Origin of the sequence: Streptomyces sp. NPDC058051 (assembly GCF_042885475.1) — a bacterium.
Taxonomy (GTDB): Bacteria; Actinomycetota; Actinomycetes; order Streptomycetales; family Streptomycetaceae; genus Streptomyces.
The window spans coordinates 19,011-36,827 of the sequence record NZ_JBHVRW010000033.1; the positions used below are offsets into that span (position 1 = coordinate 19,011).

The 17,817-nt window shown below is 70.9% G+C and carries 14 protein-coding genes, 2 tRNA genes and 1 pseudogene; 10 read left to right on the plus strand and 7 right to left on the minus strand.

Annotation, left to right across the window (positions count from 1 at the left end):
• Window positions 1–94 precede the first annotated feature (94 nt).
• From ACFVUT_RS33640 to ACFVUT_RS33670, 7 genes are all read left to right on the plus strand, one after another.
• Complete coding sequence (locus ACFVUT_RS33640; protein WP_389650895.1) at window positions 95–1,270, plus strand: acyl-CoA dehydrogenase family protein; 1,176 nt, start codon at window positions 95–97, stop codon at window positions 1,268–1,270.
• Window positions 1,267–2,349 (plus strand): bifunctional MaoC family dehydratase N-terminal/OB-fold nucleic acid binding domain-containing protein, encoded by a 1,083-nt coding sequence (locus tag ACFVUT_RS33645; RefSeq protein WP_389650898.1) that lies wholly within the window; start codon window positions 1,267–1,269, stop codon window positions 2,347–2,349. Before ACFVUT_RS33640 ends, ACFVUT_RS33645 begins: the two co-directional genes overlap by 4 nt.
• Window position 2,350: 1 nt before the next feature.
• On the plus strand, window positions 2,351–3,505 hold the full coding sequence (locus tag ACFVUT_RS33650) for an acyl-CoA dehydrogenase family protein (RefSeq protein WP_389650901.1): 1,155 nt from the start codon (window positions 2,351–2,353) through the stop codon (window positions 3,503–3,505).
• Between the two features lie 59 nt (window positions 3,506–3,564).
• Complete coding sequence (locus tag ACFVUT_RS33655) at window positions 3,565–3,960, plus strand: MaoC family dehydratase (RefSeq protein ID WP_389651066.1); 396 nt, start codon at window positions 3,565–3,567, stop codon at window positions 3,958–3,960.
• Window positions 3,957–5,123 carry a lipid-transfer protein gene (locus ACFVUT_RS33660; RefSeq protein ID WP_389650904.1) on the plus strand — a complete coding sequence of 389 codons (1,167 nt, stop codon included), beginning with the start codon at window positions 3,957–3,959 and terminating at the stop codon, window positions 5,121–5,123. The genes ACFVUT_RS33655 and ACFVUT_RS33660 overlap by 4 nt, the downstream gene beginning before the upstream one ends.
• A 314-nt stretch (window positions 5,124–5,437) precedes the next feature.
• On the plus strand, window positions 5,438–6,103 hold the full coding sequence (locus tag ACFVUT_RS33665) for a SigE family RNA polymerase sigma factor (protein WP_389650907.1): 666 nt from the start codon (window positions 5,438–5,440) through the stop codon (window positions 6,101–6,103).
• A gap of 213 nt (window positions 6,104–6,316) precedes the next feature.
• On the plus strand, window positions 6,317–7,966 hold the full coding sequence (locus ACFVUT_RS33670; protein ID WP_389650911.1) for a long-chain fatty acid--CoA ligase: 1,650 nt from the start codon (window positions 6,317–6,319) through the stop codon (window positions 7,964–7,966).
• A gap of 183 nt (window positions 7,967–8,149) precedes the next feature.
• Here the strand turns inward: ACFVUT_RS33670 and ACFVUT_RS33675 are convergent, their stop codons facing one another.
• Both ACFVUT_RS33675 and ACFVUT_RS33680 read right to left on the minus strand, forming a co-directional pair.
• Window positions 8,150–12,271, minus strand: a complete 4,122-nt coding sequence (locus tag ACFVUT_RS33675) for a PAS domain-containing protein (RefSeq protein ID WP_389650914.1) — start codon at window positions 12,269–12,271, stop codon at window positions 8,150–8,152.
• Window positions 12,272–12,485: 214 nt separating this feature from the next.
• Window positions 12,486–12,947, minus strand: coding sequence for an SSI family serine proteinase inhibitor (locus ACFVUT_RS33680; protein WP_389650917.1), 462 nt, complete (start codon window positions 12,945–12,947; stop codon window positions 12,486–12,488).
• A gap of 219 nt (window positions 12,948–13,166) precedes the next feature.
• On the opposite strand from ACFVUT_RS33680, the gene ACFVUT_RS33685 reads away from it, so the two are divergent.
• Window positions 13,167–13,257: transfer RNA gene (locus ACFVUT_RS33685), tRNA-Ser, on the plus strand.
• 251 nt (window positions 13,258–13,508) lie between these two features.
• Window positions 13,509–13,581: transfer RNA gene (locus ACFVUT_RS33690), tRNA-Arg, on the plus strand.
• Window positions 13,582–13,661: 80 nt separating this feature from the next.
• Here ACFVUT_RS33690 and ACFVUT_RS33695 read toward each other — a convergent pair.
• Together ACFVUT_RS33695 and ACFVUT_RS33700 are read right to left on the minus strand one after the other, a co-directional pair.
• Window positions 13,662–13,796 carry a hypothetical protein gene (locus tag ACFVUT_RS33695; RefSeq protein WP_389650920.1) on the minus strand — a complete coding sequence of 45 codons (135 nt, stop codon included), beginning with the start codon at window positions 13,794–13,796 and terminating at the stop codon, window positions 13,662–13,664.
• Window positions 13,797–13,801: 5 nt separating this feature from the next.
• A pseudogene (locus ACFVUT_RS33700) lies at window positions 13,802–14,131 on the minus strand (recombinase family protein); the annotation flags it as partial.
• Window positions 14,132–14,457: 326 nt separating this feature from the next.
• Here ACFVUT_RS33700 and ACFVUT_RS33705 point away from each other — a divergent pair.
• Window positions 14,458–15,828 carry a hypothetical protein gene (locus ACFVUT_RS33705; protein ID WP_389650923.1) on the plus strand — a complete coding sequence of 457 codons (1,371 nt, stop codon included), beginning with the start codon at window positions 14,458–14,460 and terminating at the stop codon, window positions 15,826–15,828.
• 312 nt (window positions 15,829–16,140) lie between these two features.
• Here the strand turns inward: ACFVUT_RS33705 and ACFVUT_RS33710 are convergent, their stop codons facing one another.
• From ACFVUT_RS33710 to ACFVUT_RS33720, 3 genes are all read right to left on the minus strand, one after another.
• Window positions 16,141–16,482, minus strand: coding sequence for a hypothetical protein (locus tag ACFVUT_RS33710; protein WP_389650926.1), 342 nt, complete (start codon window positions 16,480–16,482; stop codon window positions 16,141–16,143).
• A 78-nt stretch (window positions 16,483–16,560) separates the two neighbouring features.
• A complete protein-coding gene (locus ACFVUT_RS33715; protein ID WP_389650928.1) occupies window positions 16,561–17,145 on the minus strand; it encodes a hypothetical protein in 585 nt (194 codons plus the stop codon).
• The gene (locus ACFVUT_RS33720) at window positions 17,142–17,705 is read right to left on the minus strand and encodes a hypothetical protein (RefSeq protein WP_389650931.1); all 564 of its coding nucleotides are present in this window, start codon (window positions 17,703–17,705) and stop codon (window positions 17,142–17,144) included. The genes ACFVUT_RS33715 and ACFVUT_RS33720 overlap by 4 nt, the downstream gene beginning before the upstream one ends.
• Window positions 17,706–17,817: the final 112 nt, after the last annotated feature.

Here is a 17,817-nt window from a genome sequence, read left to right on the forward strand (position 1 = left end):
TGGAGTCGGGTGTCGCCGACCTTGACAGCGCACCGATATCTGACGGACAGTCAGAAACCCTGATCCGTACGTCCGTGTCCGGGAGGCAGCCACCGTGCACCTCGCCCAGACGGAGCGTCAGCGCCAGCTGCGCGCCGACCTCCGCACGTACTTCCGCACAGTGATGCCCGGGCGGGACGCGACGGCAGGGCCCGGTGCCGAGGATCCGGCCGAGCAACGCCGACTGCTGCGCCGGATCGGCGCGGACGGGATGCTCGGACTCGGCTGGCCCGTCGAGTACGGCGGCCAGGGCCGAGGCCCCGACGAGCAGTTCGTCTTCTTCGACGAGGCATACCGGGCCGGGGCGCCCGTCTCGATGGTCACCCTCAATACCGTCGGGCCCACACTGATGAAGTACGGGACGCGGGAGCAGAAGGCGTACTTCCTGCCCAGGATCCTCAGCGGCGACGTCGTCTTCGCCATCGGCTACAGCGAGCCGGAGGCCGGTACGGACCTTGCCGCGCTGCGTACCAGGGCCGTGCGGGACGGCGATTCCTGGGTGATCGACGGGCAGAAGATCTTCACCAGCAACGCGCAGAACGCCGACTGGATATGGCTCGCCTGCCGCACGGATCCGGAAGCGCCCAAGCATCAAGGCATCTCGATCGTTCTCGTCCCGACGGATGCCCCCGGATTCGCCTGGACGCCGATCGAGACCGTGGGTGGACTGACCACGACCGTCACCTACTACGACGCGATACGCGTGCCCGTCGGGCACCTCGTCGGCACGGAGAACGGCGGCTGGGGGCTGATCACCAACCAGTTGAACCATGAGCGGGTGGCTCTCGCGGCCATCGGGATGCAGGCCGAGGACTTCTACGAGGCGGCACTCGTCTTCGCTCGCACTCCCGACCCGGTGACGGGCCGGCGTCCGGTGGACGAGCCGTGGGTACGGGCCCGGCTGGCCGAGGCGTATGCACGGCTGGCGGTGACGCGCCTGCTCAACTGGCGCCTGGTGGGGGATGTCGGCACGGGTTCGCTCGCCCCGGGCGAGGCGAGCGGAGTGAAGTTCGTGGGAACCGAGAGCGCCGTCGAGGTCTACCGGATCTGCCAGGAGATCACGGGCGAGTCCGGGATGGTCCGGGGCGGTTCGCCCGGCTGCTTCGGGGACGGGGAGCTGGAGCGGATGAACAGGGCGGCGCAGATCAACACCTTTGGGGGCGGAGTGAGCGAGGTGCAACGGGAGATCGTCGCGACGATGCGGCTCGGCATGACGAGGGGAAAGCGGTGACGCACGCGCGGGACGAAGAAGAACAGGAAGAGCGCGAGGAACGGGAAGAGCGGAAAGGACGCGAAGAGCGCGAACAGCACGAGGAACGCGAGCAACACGAGGAACGCGAGGAACGGGAAGAGCGCGAAGAACACGAGGAACGGGAAGCGCAGGACGAGCCCGACGCGCTCCATGAGCGGCTCAAAGCGTTCCAGGGGTGTGCCGCCGCGACCGCGGGCGTCGGCAAGGACCTGGTCAACGAGGCGATGATCAGGCACTGGTGCGAGGCGATGGGGGATAACCACCCCGCCTACACGGGCCCGGAAGCGGTCGCCCCGCCGACGATGCTGCAGGCGTGGACGATGGGCGGCCTGTCCGGGCACACCGACCGCTCCCGGGCCTACGAGGAGCTGTTCGGCCTGCTCGACGGAGCGGGATACACCTCGGTGGTCGCGACCGACTGCGAACAGGAGTATGTGCGTCCGCTGCGGCCCGGCGACCGGATCACGTTCGACGCGGTGATCGAGTCGGTCTCGGAGCGGAAGACCACCCGGCTGGGAACGGGCTACTTCGTGACGACGCGGATGGACGTCCAGGCCGAGGGAGAGCCCGCCGGGACGCACCGCTTCCGCATCCTCAAGTACGCGCCGGTCGCGATGAAGCCGGTGGCGTCCCGTCCCGGCCGGAGCCTGCGCCCGCGGCCGGTGATCAACCGGGACAACGCCGGGTTCTGGCAGGGCGTCGCCGAGCACAGGCTGCTGATCCAGCGGTGCGGCGCGTGCGCGACGCTCCGCTTTCCCTGGCTGCCCGGCTGCAACGCGTGCGGCAGCGGGGAGTGGGACACGGCCGAGGCGAGTGGCGAGGGCACCGTCTTCAGCCATGTCGTGATGCATCACCCACCCTTTCCTGCCTTCGGCACCTCCGAGGAGGGCGGGCCGTACGCGGTGGCGCTGATCGAGCTGGCGGAGGGGGTGCGGATGGTCAGCAACGTGGTCGGCGTGCCGTACGACAAGGTACGGACGGGCATGCCGGTACGCCTGGAATTCCTTCGCACCGACCCGGAGTTGGAGCTTCCGGTCTTCCGGGGTGGCGAGGGCTGACATGGACTTCGCACCCACGGAGGAGCAGGCCGCGGCGCAGGGCCTCGCGGAGCGGATCTTCGGGGACCTTTCGACGCACGAGCGCCTGGCCGCGGTCGGCACGGGGACGGACGCCGAGCTGTGGAAGGAGCTTTGTGCGGCCGGACTGACCGCGGCCGTCGAGGAGATCGGACTCCTGGGCCTGGTGCTCCTCCTGGAGGAGCAGGGCAGGGCGACGGCGCAGGTGCCGTTCGCGGCGAGCTGCGTGTACGGGCTGCTCGCCGTCGCCGGGCACGGCACGGACGCTCAGCGGGAGCGGCTGCTGCCTCCGCTGCGGGACGGCACCGTGGTGGCCACCGGGGCCTTCCCGGCACGCGCTGGGATACGGGCGGACGGCGAGGGGTGCTTGAGCGGAGGCGTGCGACGGGCGGACGGCGAGGGGGGCTTGAGCGGGGGCGTGCGACGGGCGGACGGCGAGGGGGGCTTGAGCGGAAGCGTGTCGTACGTGCCGTGGCTGCGGGACGCGGACCTCGTCCTGGTCGCGGACTCCGCCCGGGACCTGTGGATCGTACGGACCGCCGATCCCGGAGTGGCGACGGAGCCGGTGGAGACCACGGCGCCATGGTCGGCGGCGCGGCTCGTCCTGGACCGGGCTCCCGGGGAGCGGATCGGGGGCGCCGGGGCGTACGAGGCGATGCTGGCCGTGAGCCGGACCGCGTTCGCCGGGTTGCAGGCCGGGGTGTGCGCCGGTTCGCTGGCCCGGGCCGTCGCCCACACGAATACCCGGAAACAGTTCGGGCGCCCGCTCTCCACCAAACAGGCGGTGCTGCTGCGCGCCGCCGACGCCCACATGGACACCGAGGCGATACGCGTCACCGCGTACGAGGCCGCCTGGCGGTACGACACGGGGCTGCCGTACGGACCGCAGGCGCTGACCGCCGCCTGGTGGGCGTCGGAGGCCGGGAAGCGGGTGGTGCACGCCGGACAGCACCTGCACGGCGGAACGGGTGCGGACCTCAGCCATCCCGTGCACCGCCACTTCCTCTGGGGGCGTCAGCTCGATTCCTACCTCGGGTGCGGCAGCGAAGTGCTGCAGGAGCTCGGCCAGTTGCTGGCGGAGGAGGGGCCGGAGCGGAGGCAGGAGGAGCAGGAGTGGAGGCAGGAGGGGCCGGAGTGAACGAAGAAGGGGCCGGAGTGAACGACGAAGGGGCCGGAGCGGTGGAAGGCGGGACCGGAGTGAGGGTCGGTGAGGAGTTGGCGCCGCTGCAGATCGAGGTGACCCGCACCCTGATCGTGGCGGGTGCCATCGCCTCCCGCGACTACCAGGATGTGCACCATGACGCGGAGCTCGCCCGGGCGAAGGGGGCCCCGGACATCTTCATGAACATTCTGACGACCAACGGCCTGGTCGGCAGGTATGTCACCGACCGCTTGGGCCCGTCGGCCGTGCTCCGCAAGGTCGCCATCAGGCTGGGCGCGCCCAACCGTCCCGGGGACACCATGGTGCTCAGCGGCACGGTCACCGCTCTCGCGGGCGACGGAACGGCCGAGGTGTCCGTCATCGGGACCAACCGTCTCGGCCGGCATGTCACCGGCACGGTGACCGTCAGCGTTCCGGAGGGGGCGGCATGAGCCTGCGCAGGGCTGATTCGCTCGGCGGCAGGGCGGCGGTCGTGGGGATCGGCGCGACCGAGTTCTCCAAGGACTCCGGGCGCAGCGAACTCGAACTGGCCGTCGAGGCGGTGCGATCCGCCCTCGACGACGCCGGGCTGGCCCCCGCCGATGTCGACGGCCTGGTCACCTTCACCATGGACACAAGTCCCGAGGTCACCGTCGCCCAGGCGGCCGGTATCGGCGAGCTGTCGTTCTTCTCCCGTGTCCATTACGGCGGCGGGGCAGCCTGCGCCACCGTCCAGCAGGCGGCCCTCGCCGTGGCGAGCGGGGTGGCCGACGTCGTGGTCTGCTACCGCGCGTTCAACGAGCGTTCCGGACGCAGATTCGGCTCCGGGGTGCAGCGCCGGGAACCCACCGCGGAGGGCACGGCGCTCGGCTGGAACCTCCCCTTCGGGCTGCTCACGCCGGCCTCCTGGGTCGCCATGGCCGCCCAGCGCTATCTGCATACCTACGGGCTGACCCCGGACGTCTTCGGCCATGTCGCGGTCACCGACCGGCGCCACGCCGCCCGGAACCCCGCGGCGTACTTCTACGGGAAGCCGATCACCCTGGCCGACCATGCCGCGTCACGCTGGATCGTCGAACCCCTGCGGCTGCTCGACTGCTGTCAGGAGACCGACGGCGGGCAGGCGATCGTCGTCACCGGCGTGGAGCGGGCCCGGGATCTGCGACGGCCGCCCGCCGTGATCGTCGCCGCTGCCCAGGGGGCCGGGCGGGCGCAGGAGCAGATGACCAGCTTCTACCGCGACGACCTGACCGGTCTGCCGGAGATGGGGGTGGTCGCGCGGCAGCTCTGGCGGACCTCCGGCCTCTCCCCCTCCGACATCGATGTGGCCATCCTCTACGACCACTTCACGCCGTTCGTCCTGATGCAGCTGGAGGAGTTCGGTTTCTGCGCACCGGGCGAGGGTGCCGACTTCGTCGCGGCCGACGCGCTGCCCCTGAACACGCACGGCGGGCAGCTGGGGGAGGCGTATCTGCACGGGATGAACGGCATCGCGGAGGCGGTCCGACAGATCCGGGGCACGTCGGTGAACCAACTGCCGGAGGCGGCCAGGACCCTGGTCACGGCGGGTACGGGCGTACCCACCTCCGGACTGATACTCGGGACGGATGCCTGAGCGGGACGGACGCCTGAGCGGGGCGGGTGGGGGTGCGCCCGGGGTGCCGTCCGAGCCGTGGGCGGGTGGTGGTGCGCCCAGGGTGCAGCCGGCGCTGTGGTGGTGGTGCGCCGGGGGTGCCGTCGGGGCCGGGGCTGGGGCCGGGGCCGGGGCCGGGGCCAGGTCGGGGACCGGGGCAGGGCGACCCTGAGCCCCGAGGGTGATGGCTCCACCTACAGGAGGTGAGGCCAGCCCCACCCCTACACCTTGAGGGGGACGCGATTTCGGGACCTGGGGCCGATTCCCGGGGCGGCTCCCGCTCCTAGCGTGGAGTCATGACCACGCCAGTCTGCACAGGCACCTCCGGGGGAGCTGCCATCACCGGACACGTATCGCACGGCTCGCGCGCCGCACGCACCTCGCATGCCACGCGCACCGCTTCGCATGCCACCGGCACCACCGCACACGCCGCGCGCGCGCCGTACGCCTCGCGGGCTCCATACGCTCCGTATCCGTCGTTCTCCTCGTTCGTACGCGCACGAGGGCCCGTGCTGCTGCGTGCCGCGCGCTCGCTCACCGCGAACCCGAGCGATGCCGAGGATCTGCTGCAGACCGCGCTCACCAAGACGTACGTCGCCTGGGAGCGGATCGAGGACCACCGGGCGCTCGACGGCTACGTCCGCCGGGCCCTGCTGAACACCCGGACCTCGCAGTGGCGCAAGCGCAAGGTCGACGAGTTCGCCTGTGACGAGCTGCCCGAGCAGGAGGCGTCGTCGGTCTCCGACCCGGCCGAGCAGCAGACCCTGCACGACGCGATGTGGCGTGCCGTGCTGAAGCTCCCGGCCCGGCAGCGGGCGATGGTGGTCCTGCGGTACTACGAGGATCTGAGCGAGGTCCAGACGGCCGAGGTGCTCGGCGTGTCCGTCGGCACAGTGAAGAGCGCGGTGTCCCGGGCACTCGGCAAGCTCAGGGAGGATCCGGAGCTGGCTCCCGTGCGATGACGCCACGGACGCTGCGGCGAACACCGCGAACACCGCGAACACCGCGAACACCGCGAACACCGCGGCTGACACCACGAAGGGCGGCAGCGCGCAGACGGTCCGATTCTGCCGGACGATACCGATTCGTACTCTCGGGGCTAGTGACATACCGAACGGTATGTGCGCAGAATCAGCGGAACCCTACTGCCGCGTAGCGCCCACCGGGAGGACGCCGTGCTGAGCACCATGCAGGACGTACCGCTGACTGTCACCCGCATCCTCGAACACGGGATGACCATTCACGGGAAGTCCCAGGTCACGACCTGGACCGGCGAGCCCGAGCCGCAGCGGCGCAGTTTCGCCGAGATCGGTCGGCGGGCCACGCAGCTGGCGAACGCGCTGCGCGACGAGCTCGGTGCCGTCGGCGACCAGCGGATCAGTACCCTCATGTGGAACAACGCCGAGCACGTCGAGGCGTATCTCGCGATCCCCTCGATGGGCGCGGTGCTCCACACGCTGAACGTCCGGCTCCCCGCTGAGCAGTTGATCTGGATCGTCCGGCACGCCGACGACAAGGTCGTCATCGTCAACGGCACCCTGCTGCCGCTGCTCGCGCCCCTCCTCCCCCACCTGCCGTCGATCGAGCATGTGATCGTCACGGGTCCGGGCGACCGTTCCGTCCTCGACGGCGCCGCGCCCCACGTGCACGACTACGAGGAGCTGATCGCCGGCCGGCCGACCGGCTACGACTGGCCCGAGCTCGACGAACGCCAGGCCGCCGCCATGTGCTACACCTCCGGCACCACCGGTGACCCCAAGGGCGTCGTCTACTCCCATCGCTCCATCTATCTGCACTCCATGCAGGTCAACATGGCCGAGTCGATGGGCCTGACCGACAAGGACACCACGCTGGTGGTCGTCCCCCAGTTCCATGTGAACGCATGGGGCCTGCCGCACGCGACGTTCATGTCCGGCGTCAACATGCTCATGCCCGACCGCTTCCTGCAGCCCGCCCCGCTCGCCGACATGATCGAGCGCGAGAGGCCGAGCCACGCCGCCGCCGTGCCCACCATCTGGCAGGGGCTGCTCGCCGAGGTCACCGCCAACCCGCGCGACCTGACCTCCATGGCACGCGTCACCATCGGCGGCGCCGCCTGTCCGCCCTCCCTGATGGAGGCGTACGACAAGCTCGGTGTCCGCCTCTGCCACGCCTGGGGCATGACGGAGACCTCGCCGCTCGGCACCATGGCCAACCCGCCCGCGGGGCTGACCGAGGAGCAGGAGTGGCCCTACCGGATCACCCAGGGCCGTTTCCCGGCCGGCGTCGAGGCACGCCTGGTCGGCCCCGGCGGCGAGCACCTGCCGTGGGACAACGAGTCGGCCGGTGAGCTGGAGGTGCGCGGCCCCTGGATCGCCGCGGCCTACTACGGCGGCGCGGACGGCGAGGCCCTGCGCCCGGTGGACAAGTTCAGCGAGGACGGCTGGCTGAAGACCGGTGACGTCGGAGTGATCAGCGAGGAAGGTTTCCTCACCCTCACCGACCGGGCCAAGGACGTCATCAAGTCCGGCGGCGAGTGGATCTCCAGCGTCGAGCTGGAGAACGCCCTCATGGCGCACCCCGATGTGTCCGAGGCGGCGGTCGTCGCCGTCCCGGACGACAAGTGGGGCGAGCGTCCGCTCGCCACCGTCGTCCTCAAGGACGGCGCCACCACCGAGTACGAGGTGCTGAGGCACTTCCTCGCCGAGTCCGGTATCGCCAAGTGGCAGCTTCCGGAGCGCTGGACGGTCATCGCGGCGGTTCCGAAGACGAGCGTCGGCAAGTTCGACAAGAAGGTGATCCGCAAGCAGTACGCGGAGGGCGCGCTGGACGTCACCCAGCTCTGACCCGCTCTGACCTGACCCGCTCCGACCTGGCCCGGTCGGGGAGCAGGAAGCGGTGAGGGCGGTATCGGGAGTCCCGTACCGCCCTCACCGTCCTTCTGCGGGTGCTCGCCCCGTCCGTACGTCCTGGAACGGCTCCGTACGGATGCGCACGGCTCCGTACGCGTCCGTACGGAGCCGCAGGTGTCAGTTCGTGCCGATCTTCGCGAGGAGATCGACGATGCGTGACTGCACCTCGTCGCTGGTGGAACGCTCGGCCAGGAAGAGGACGGTCTCGCCCGAGCTGAGCTTCGGCAGTTCCGACCCGGTCATGTCGGCGGAGGTGTAGACGACCAGCGGGGTGCGGTTCAGCTGGCCGTTGGCGCGCAGCCAGTCGACGATCCCGGCGCGGCGGCGGCGTACCTGCATCAGGTCCATCACCACCAGGTTGGGCCGCATCCGGGTGGCGAGGGTCACCGCCTCGTTGTCCGTGGAGGCCCGGGCGATCTGCATGCCGCGGCGTTCCAGCGTGTCCGTCAGTGCCAGCGCGATCTCTTCGTGCTCCTCGATCAACAGCACGCGCGGAGGATGCTGTTCGCTGTCGCGCGGAGCGAGCGCCTTGAGAAGCACGGCGGGGTCGGCACCGTACGCGGCCTCCCGCGACGCCTGCCCCAGACCGGCCGTCACCAGCACCGGGACCTCGGCCGCCACCGCGGCCTGACGCAGCGACTGCAACGCCTTGCGGGTGATCGGACCGGTGAGCGGATCCACGAAGAGCGCGGCGGGGAACGCCGCGATCTGGGCGTCGACCTCCTCGCGCGAGTGCACGATCACCGGCCGGTAGCCGCGGTCGCTCAGCGCCTGCTGGGTGGAGACGTCGGGCGCGGGCCAGACGAGCAGCCGACGCGGGTTGTCCAGCGGCTCCGGAGGGAGTTCGTCGTCGACCGGCTGCGGCGACGGACGGTTGGCGACCTCGACCGCTCCCCCCGGTCCGTCCAGCGGCTCCGGTCCCTCGGCGCCCTCGTCGGGCGCCCCTATGGCGTACGCGCGTCCTTCGGCCTCAGGAGTGGGGAGCAACTGCCCCGAACCCGAACCGGGACCGTGGCCCTGTGCGGCGCCGGGCTGGGACGCGGCGGCCTGGGGCGGCGCGGGCTGCGGCAGGCGCTCGCCCTCCGGCGGGGCGGCGAGTTTGCGACGCCGTCCCGCTCCGCCGAGCGTCTGGTTCTGCTGATGCGCGATGTGCTGGGCGAACGGCACGCCCTGGCCGAGCGTCCGCACGCTGAACGCGCGTCCCTGCGTCGAGTCGGACGAGCCGCCGGGCACCGGAGCCTCCGCGGGCAGCGGCTGCCTGCGCGTGTCCGCCACGGGTGCGACGTCCCGCGGGCGGCTCTCCGCGCCATCGGTGGTGGCGCCTGCGACGGCGGTGGTGCCGGTCGTGTGCGTGGTGTGTCCGGCGGCGGGCCAATCCGGACCGTCGGCCGACCGACTGCCGGGCTGCGCGACGCCCCGGCCTTCGGAGCGGCCGTCCGCACGGTCGCCGGTCTGCTCACCCGGCGCGGTCAGCGCGGTCAGGCCCGCTCCCGAGGTGCCGTTCTCCGCCCAGTCGCCGGACCGCGGGGGCAGCTGCTGCTCCGCGTCCGCAGGCTGTCCGACGGCCTGACCGGCCTGCTGAGGAGCGTCGACGTGACGTGCCCGGCGCCGCCCGGTCGGTGCGGGGTGCGCCTGGGCCGGTGTGTGGTCGTCACCCGGCGCGACGCGTACGGCGTCGTGGCGTCCGGGCAGTGAGGCGTCCGTGTCGGCGGTCCGGTCGGCAGCAGCGGGCGGGAGCGCGAACGCGGCACGGGGCCCGGTCGGCTCGGCCTGCGCGGAACGCTCCTGCGCGCCCGCCAGCGCCCGCCGTGCCCGTCGCCCGGTCGGATGGGATCCCGACCCCGACCCCGACGCCGGGCCGTCACCGGCCTGCGGAAAACTCTCGGAAGCGGAAGCGGAAGCGGAAGCGGAAGCGGAAGAAGCGGAGGAGCCGGAAGCGGAGGAAGCGGAGGAGGAGGCAGGCAGGGCCAGCTGGTTCTCGCCGCCCTGGCGCGCCCGTTGTCCGCCCGCGGGCACCGGCGCCTCGGCCGGAACGCCCTGCGGCGGCACGGTCTGCCCGCGCTGCGGCCGGCCGCCGCCGCCCTTGGCGCCTTCGGCCGCCGTCACCACCGCCCCTTCGGACGGTGCCGACGCGGGCAGCGCCAACGCCTGCCGCGGCCCCTGCTGCTCGACAGCGGGCCCGGGCCGCTGCCCCTGGCTCTGCTCGGGGAGCTGGGGCAGCGGGGCCGGAAGCGACTGTTGCCCGGGCAACGGGGCCGGCTGGGCCGGAAGCGACTGTTGCGCACCGGACTCGGCAGGACTCGGCCGACCGCGCCTGCGTCCCGACCCCTCGCCCTGCTGGGCCGGAATGATCTCGTGCGCGTTCTGCGCACCCTGCGTCTCCTGCGAACCCGGCGGTACGGGCTCCCGACGCGCCCGGCGCCGCCCCGTCGGCTCGGCCGCGGCTGTGTCACCGTCGCCGTCCTCCGAACCACCCACCGGGCTCTCCAGGAACGCGTCCGTGGACGCCCGTCGTGCCCGTCGACGCCCGCCTCCCGGCGCGCCCTGCCCGGTCACCGGCTCCGGCACGGGTTCGGGCGCCGGCTCGGGCGCCGGTGGCATCACCGTTCCCGAACCCGTGCCCAACGGCACTTCGAGCACGTACGCGCTGCCGCTCATCCCCGGCATCTCGTGCGTCTGGAGCAGGCCACCGTGGGCTTCCACGATCCCGCGCACGATCGGCTCGTGCACCGGGTCTCCGCCGGCGAACGGCCCGCGCACCTCGATCCGTACGACCTCACCGCGCTGCGCCGCCGCGACGACGACCGTCGAGTCGACGTAGCCACCGCCCGGCACCACGCGCGTCTTGCCGGTCGAGTCGACCCCGGCGACATCCGCGACCAGATGGGCGAGCGCCGTCACCAGCCGGGCCGCGTCCACCTCGGCCTCGATCGGCGGCGCGTGCACCGCGAACTGGGCGCGCCCGGGACCGATCAGCTCGACGGCTGCGTCGATGCCGGCCGTCACGACCGAGTCGAGCAGCACGACGGCCTTGGACAATTGCTCCGCACCGGCGTCCAGACGCTGGTAGCCGAGCACGTTGTCGACGAGCGTCGTCATCCGGGCGTAGCCCGCGGCCAGGTGGTGCAGGATCTGGTTGGCCTCCGGCCACAGCTGGCCGGCCGGGTCGGCGGCGAGCGTGGAGAGTTCGCCGCGCAGCTCCTCCAGCGGCCCGCGCAGCGACTCGCCGAGTACGGCGGTGAGCTGCGCGTGCCGGGCGGTCAGCGCCGCCAGCTGTTCGGCCTGCGCCTCCAGTTCGGCGGTGTACCGCTCGGCCCGGTCCGCCAGCTCCGTGCTGTGCTGTTCCGTCAGTCCGGTGATCTCGGCGGTGTGGTCCGCGGTCAGTTCGGCGACCTCGGCCCTGTGCTTCTCGCCGAGTTCCTCGTGCGGCCTGCGATCGGTGAACGTCATGACCGCGCCGACCAACTGGTCCCCGTCCCTGACCGGCGCGGTGGTCAGGTCGACCGGTACCCGCTTCCCGCTCTTGGACCACAGGACCTGTCCGCGCACCCGGTGCTTGCGGCCGGACCTGAGGGTGTCGGCGAGCGGCGACTCCTCGTACGGGAACGGCTCGCCCTCCGCCCGCGAGTGCAGGATCAGCGGATGCAGTTCCTGGCCGCCCAGGTCGCTGGCGCGGAACCCGAGGATCTGCGCGGCGGCGGGGTTGACCAGAACGACCCGGCCGTCCGTGTCCGTACCGACGACGCCCTCGGCCGCCGCCCGCAGGATCATCTCGGTCTGCCGCTGCGAACGGGCGAGTTCGGCCTCGGTGTCGACGGTGCCGGACAGATCCCGCACGACGAGCATCAGCAGCTCGTCACCCGTGTAGCTGCCGGTGTAACTGCTCTGGAAGTCGTTGTACGCGGCCTGCCCGTCCTCCAGGCTGGCACTGGTGACCTCGACCGGGTACTCGGTGCCGTCGGTCCGCCGTGCGGTCATCCGCGTCGGCTTCGTACGGCCGCGGGGGTCGGCGGTGTCGGGGCGCCGCATCGACCCCGGGATCAGCTTGGAGTCGAACTCCGGCAGCAGGTCGAGAAGCCCGCGCCCGACGAGTGCGGTGCCCGGCGTCTCGAACATTTCCAGCGCGATCGTGTTGGCGTTGACGACCGTGCCGTTGCAGTTGACGAGCAGCAGCCCGTCAGGGAGTGCATCGAGTATGGCTGCGAGGCGAGCAGCGCCTCGGGATGGCCTGCTGCTCACGACGACGCTTCCTCCCTGATTACCGCACCTTGCCGACAGCAGGCCCCATCTTGCCCCTCGGACCGCAGGCTGTCACGGAAGGAGTCTAAAGGCAGGGGAGGGGCATCGGCGTTGGATGAGGGGGAGCTCTCACCAAGGTTCTGTACATACGGTGTACGACCCCCGCCTGTGACACGTCGTCCGGTAGGCCCTGGGCAGGGGTGCGAGCCCCTGCTCATCGGACGTTGGGGAGCACCGGCCGCAGACCGTTCCAGCGCGCGATCGCACAGCCGTTGGTCCGGTCGAAGACCGCGTCGATCCTTGTCCCCCGCCAGGTTCCGGTGACCCGGGCGGTGGCCGGCCCGCCGAACTGCTGGGTGCACATCGCGTCCTTCGGCACCGGCGCGAACGGGTCCGCGCCCTCGCCCGCCAGCTCCTCCAGCCGGTCGCAGGCCTGCCGCGCCGCCGGGTGGCTGCCGCCCGCCGGTCCGCACGTCAGCTCGAAGACGCCCTCGGCCGAGGGATCCCCCGCGCCCGAGACCGTGACCGTGAGCCGGGTACGGGCCTCGTCCCCGTTCAGCAGGGGCAGCGGCAGCGGCAGGGGAAGGAGGGGGCCGGTGGCCGCGCTCGCGACCGGTACGGCGGCGGACAGCGCGGCGAGAGACGCGACGGCGGTGAGGGCGAGGCGGCGCAACATACGGGCTCCTGTGCTCGTGCACTTCGGCTGAGGGGGAGGGGACGGGCGGGGGGCACGGCACCCCCTTCCTCACTAACGCTCCGCACGCCACGGCGTTGCGCAACGGCAGGCGCTTTGCCCTCGTGGCCGACTGCCTAGTACCGTAGGCAGCGATTGGTGACGCAACACTCAGTTGTGTCATCATCTGCACGCACCTCTCGCGCTCGCGCGGGGTGTGCTGGAGGCGTCGCCTAGTCCGGTCTATGGCGCCGCACTGCTAATGCGGTTTGGGTCTTAAAGCCCATCGAGGGTTCAAATCCCTCCGCCTCCGCTTCACGACTGAAGCCCCGTGCCACTGGCACGGGGCTTCAGTCGTATCCGGACCCGCCTCATCCGCCGACCGCCCCCACGTCGGTCCGGCGGCGCGCCCAGGCAGCCGCCGATCATGGTGTTTCCGCAGGTCAGAGTGGGTTTGGCTAATGGATTTCGCGCTACGGCGCAGGTCATGTAATGTTGTTCCCGCAACGCCGACCGGGAAGAAAAAAACCGGGAAGCAACGCCAGAGGCTCACGCCGAAGGCGAGCACTCGTAGCTTAACGGATAGAGCATCTGACTACGGATCAGAAGGTTGCAGGTTCGAATCCTGCCGAGTGCACACAGCTCAGAAGCCCCTCGGGATCATCCCGAGGGGCTTCTGGCATCAGCGGGTGACATCAACGTACTCCGCCGGGCCGATTACTCAGCAGGTCGTTCCTCGGGCCCCATCCCCTCGTCCGGGTCGATGCTGTCGAGTCCCGAGGCGTCGTCCATCCGGCCGGCGGCGGTCCTCGGCGTCGTCTGTATGACGTGCGCGTAGGTGTCGAGCGTCATCGTGATCAACGTCCGCGTACGTCGGCACACAGGCGCGCATGGGTATCCGCTCCCGGTCGGTACGTCTTCCGGGAGTGACTGGCCAGTCCAATATGGTGCACCCGCCTACGGATCAGTTCACGCTGGAGCTCGGCCGGCTCGGCCAGCACGAACAGCACGAACAGCACGAACAGCACCCCGAACATCGCCCGGCTCTCCGTCGTGGAGGTGTCGATGCCCTGCTCGATGACGTGCAGCCCGATCCCGCGCTCGCGCAGGTCGGCGCCGAAGGCCACCAGATGCAGCACGGAGCGGGAGAGCCGGTCGAGCCGGATGACCTCCACAGCCGCACCGGACTGAACCGCCCTGACCTGGCGTCAGCCATTCGGGTGGAGCCCGAGCCGATCGAACCCCCGACCCGGATGACACGTCACCAGATCTGAGCCTGCCAGGTAATCACGCATTAGCAATGAGTGATCGATGGTTCTGACCGGCCGCGCTGCCACACGGCGGAAAGAAGCCTCACCTCAAGCCAGGAAGTCAGGAGACACCGGTGATCAGACATCACGCCCCGAAAGAACCTCTCTCTGTGGTGGGGGCGGGACGAGGCCAAGCCCGGACGGGCGTCGACACTCGTGAGAGGTGGCGGCGGGCAGGGGTGGTAGCGGCACTGTGTATGGCGTTGTCCGGCATCGCACCGACCCCCGCAGCCGCCGCACTGGTGCGGGAGCCGGGGACTGATCCGTCGCAGACCTTCATCTTCACCGGCGCTTCGCAGACCCTGACGGTTCCGACGGGTGCGACGGTGACCATCACCGCGGACGGCGCCGGTGGCGCCGACAACACCGGCACCCCCTGTTCCGTCACGGGGACGGGCGGGTCGGGGGCGAGGGTGGTGACCACCCTCCCGCAGACCACCGCCCCGACAACGTTCACCGTCAACGTCGGCGGCACCGGTGGCAAAGGCTGCAACGGCACCGCGACGGGGGGTGCCGGCGGGTTCAACGGCGGTGCCCCGGGCGGGGGCATCTCGGTCACTGGTTTTCAGGCGGAAGGTCCGGGTGGGGGAGGGGCGTCCAGCGTCAGCACGGGTGGCTCCTTGCTGGTGGTCGCCGGGGGCGGCGGTGCCGCCGGCGGCACCGGACAGGGTTCTACGGGAGGGAATGGAGGCAACGGCGGGACAACGCCGGATGCCACCGGCGGTACCGCAGGAAGTGCCACCGGCCCTGGGGCTTCGCCGGGGCAGGGTGGGGGCGGTGGCAGCACCAGCACCAGTACCGGGGGTGCCCCCGGGGCCGCCGGCTCCGCCCCGCCTTGTATCGCCACCAACGGTGGGGCGGGAGGCGGGTTCTCCGGTGCCACGGTCGGTACCGGCGGCACCGGGGGCAGCATCGACGGCGGCTGCGCCGCCACCCGAACCGGGGCCGGTGGGGGCGGTGGAGGCGGGTACTTCGCCGGCGGGGGCGGCGGCAGCGGCGCCGTCAACAACAGAGGCACCTCGGCGGGTGGGGGCGGAGGCGGTGGGGGCAGCAGCTTCACGACCCCGTCGGGCACCGGCACGTCCATTGCGCTTTCCACGATCGGGACGGCGAACAACAACGGCCAAGTGATCATCTCCTACACGCTGCCACCGCCCACCCTGGCCATCACCAAAACCCACACCGGGAAATTCATCCAGGGCAAACAGGCGACCTACACCATCACCGTCGGCAACACCGGACCTGGCCCCACCGACAGCAGCGCCGTCACCGTGCACGACACCCTCCCGCCAGGACTCACCGCCCTCAGCATGACCGGCACCGGATGGAACTGCACCCGGACCACCCTCACCTGCGACCGCAGCGACCTCCTGGTAGCAGGCAGCAGTTACCCGCCCATCACCCTCAAGGTCAAGATCTCCTGCCACGCAAAACGCCACGTCACGAATACCGCCACCGTCACCGGAGGCGGCGACACCACCACCCATACCGCCACCGACCCCACCACCATCGAACGCAACGAACACTGTCACCACGACGAGCACGACCACAGGCAGGTGATCGGTCGCGGCTGAGTACCGCAGCGAAGCGCAAACGGGAGAGTTCCGGTGCCGTAGCTCGCCCGGCAACGGGACCGTGACATCAACGGATGACATCAACGTCCACGCATCTCCCCGGACGCCGGGCTACGGGGACCACCGGCTGTTCGCACGTACGGTCTCGGTCGCGTGGAGGCGAGGGAGCCGTGCACCCGCCTACGGATCAGAAGGTTGCAGGTTCGAATTCTGCCGAGTGTGCAGCAGGTGAGAGGCCCGGACGAGAGTCCGGGCCTCTTGCGTTTCGGGGGCGTACAGCGGCGAAGTACCGCAACCACAGCCGCCGCCGGTTCACTCCTGTGCGTCAAAGGGTTTGTCGTGCCAGCGCCAGTCGGCCGTGCTGTCGTCGTGCACGTGGAGCATGAACTCGGCGACGGGGCTGCCGTCGGGGAACGTCATGGTGAGTGCACTGCGGATCCGGGAGTAGCAGGCGTCGGCTCGCTCCCAGTCCTCCGCGTCGATGGCCTGCGTCTGCTCGGTGAAGAGAGGGCGGAACGCGTCGAAGCCGGGCAGTGTCTCGACTTCGGAGTGGAGCCAGGGCATGTCCGCGCCGGTCACGGTCAGCCTGGCGATCGTTCGGTCGCCGTGGTGGAGCCGCCAGATGGAGCCGGTGTTCAGGTTCGGGTTCGCCATGGCTCCATGGTGGTGAAGGCCACTGACAGTGGGGCGCAGAGGGGCGACGGGATACGTACTCCACCGGCGCTGTCGCCGTCACCCCGATGAGTTCACGGGCCCGAGGCCGAGCGGTGGTGAGGGAAGCCCGAAGTGGTCGGCGATGAGCCGCACCGTGCGGGCGCCGGAGGCGTTGAAGTCGGGGTCGGTGTCGTACTCCGGAGTGTTCCGGCCGACGATCCCGGCGTCCAGCAGCTCGGGTATGAGCAGATCCGGCATGGCCCCGGCCCGCCGTGATTCGCGGCGTCGGCCGAGGTTGAAGTACGTCATCTCGAACCCGCCGCGGCTGTAGGTGAACTGGAACGGGTGCTCGGCGCAGTGGGGGACCATGTAGTTCTGCCCGTGCGGGCACGCGCACGCGGGCGTGGAGGCCAGGAACACGCTCTCGACGCGGTCCGGGGCGACTGCGCGGTCCGCACGGCTACAGCCGGTGAGGTCGCGCGCCAGCCTCCAGGCGGACTCCCCGTCCGCGGTGCCGTGGGCCGCGTGTGTTGCCCAGATCCAGCCGGAGGATTCGCCGGTGGTGAGGGCAGGGCGCCCCGCTTCGGCGAAGCGGGCCGACAGGGTGGGCAAGGTCAGGCCCTTGCAGAAGGTGACGAACGTGTTCGGGGCCGCCCAACTCATATCGCTGCCCCCGGTGACAGGGGCGGCGAGGGCAGGGCGAAGTAGTCGGTGATCACCTTCACCAGACGCTCGTCGTCGCGGTCGTCGCGGTCGTCGCAGCCGCCGTGGTCGTCGAAACAGTCGTGACCGGGGTCGTCTCCCTGCCCGCATCCCGCGCGCGGGCCGATGAGGTCCGCGGCCAGGAGTTCGGGAGACAGGTAGTCCGGATTCGCACCCACCCGTTGGCCGAGGTCTTCGAAGTTGAAGCGGAGGATCAGACGTCCGTCCCGGTAGTACTCGAACGCGGGCGGGAACCCTTTGACGCTGCACGGCTCGGTCACGAAGACGACGATCTCCGCGCCGTTGGGGCACAGGGCGCCGTACTCGACGTCGTCGTAGTCCTCGATGTCCCAGTTGTGCATGTCGTGCACCGCCCACGCCCACCCGTCCGCTTCACCGGACGCGAGCGGTTCTCGCTGCCGGTCGAGAAGACCTCGGGTGAGCGTGTCGAGGGGGATCCCCCGGGCGAGGACGACATTCACCTCGTGCCCGGGGAAGGAGCCCTGTGTCCAGTCGGTCATGCGAGCACCCTAGGTGCGGGGACTGACAGCCGGGCGCCGCCCCCATTCTGTGGTGGAGGAACGGCGGCACCGAACGCTGCTCAGTCCGTACCTGCGGACCCTGCGGACCCTG

What these genes read in the sequence shown, in the direction of transcription:
- ACFVUT_RS33695 (WP_389650920.1), bottom strand. Translation starts at nt 13,796, where the DNA reads ATGACGCTCGACACCTACGCGCACGTCATACAGACGACGCCGAGGACC.
- ACFVUT_RS33720 (WP_389650931.1), bottom strand. Translation starts at nt 17,705, where the DNA reads ATGACCGACTGGACACAGGGCTCCTTCCCCGGGCACGAGGTGAATGTC.
- ACFVUT_RS33665 (WP_389650907.1), top strand. Translation starts at nt 5,438, where the DNA reads ATGACCACGCCAGTCTGCACAGGCACCTCCGGGGGAGCTGCCATCACC.
- ACFVUT_RS33710 (WP_389650926.1), bottom strand. Translation starts at nt 16,482, where the DNA reads ATGGCGAACCCGAACCTGAACACCGGCTCCATCTGGCGGCTCCACCAC.
- ACFVUT_RS33650 (WP_389650901.1), top strand. Translation starts at nt 2,351, where the DNA reads ATGGACTTCGCACCCACGGAGGAGCAGGCCGCGGCGCAGGGCCTCGCG.
- ACFVUT_RS33680 (WP_389650917.1), bottom strand. Translation starts at nt 12,947, where the DNA reads ATGTTGCGCCGCCTCGCCCTCACCGCCGTCGCGTCTCTCGCCGCGCTG.
- ACFVUT_RS33715 (WP_389650928.1), bottom strand. Translation starts at nt 17,145, where the DNA reads ATGAGTTGGGCGGCCCCGAACACGTTCGTCACCTTCTGCAAGGGCCTG.
- ACFVUT_RS33660 (WP_389650904.1), top strand. Translation starts at nt 3,957, where the DNA reads ATGAGCCTGCGCAGGGCTGATTCGCTCGGCGGCAGGGCGGCGGTCGTG.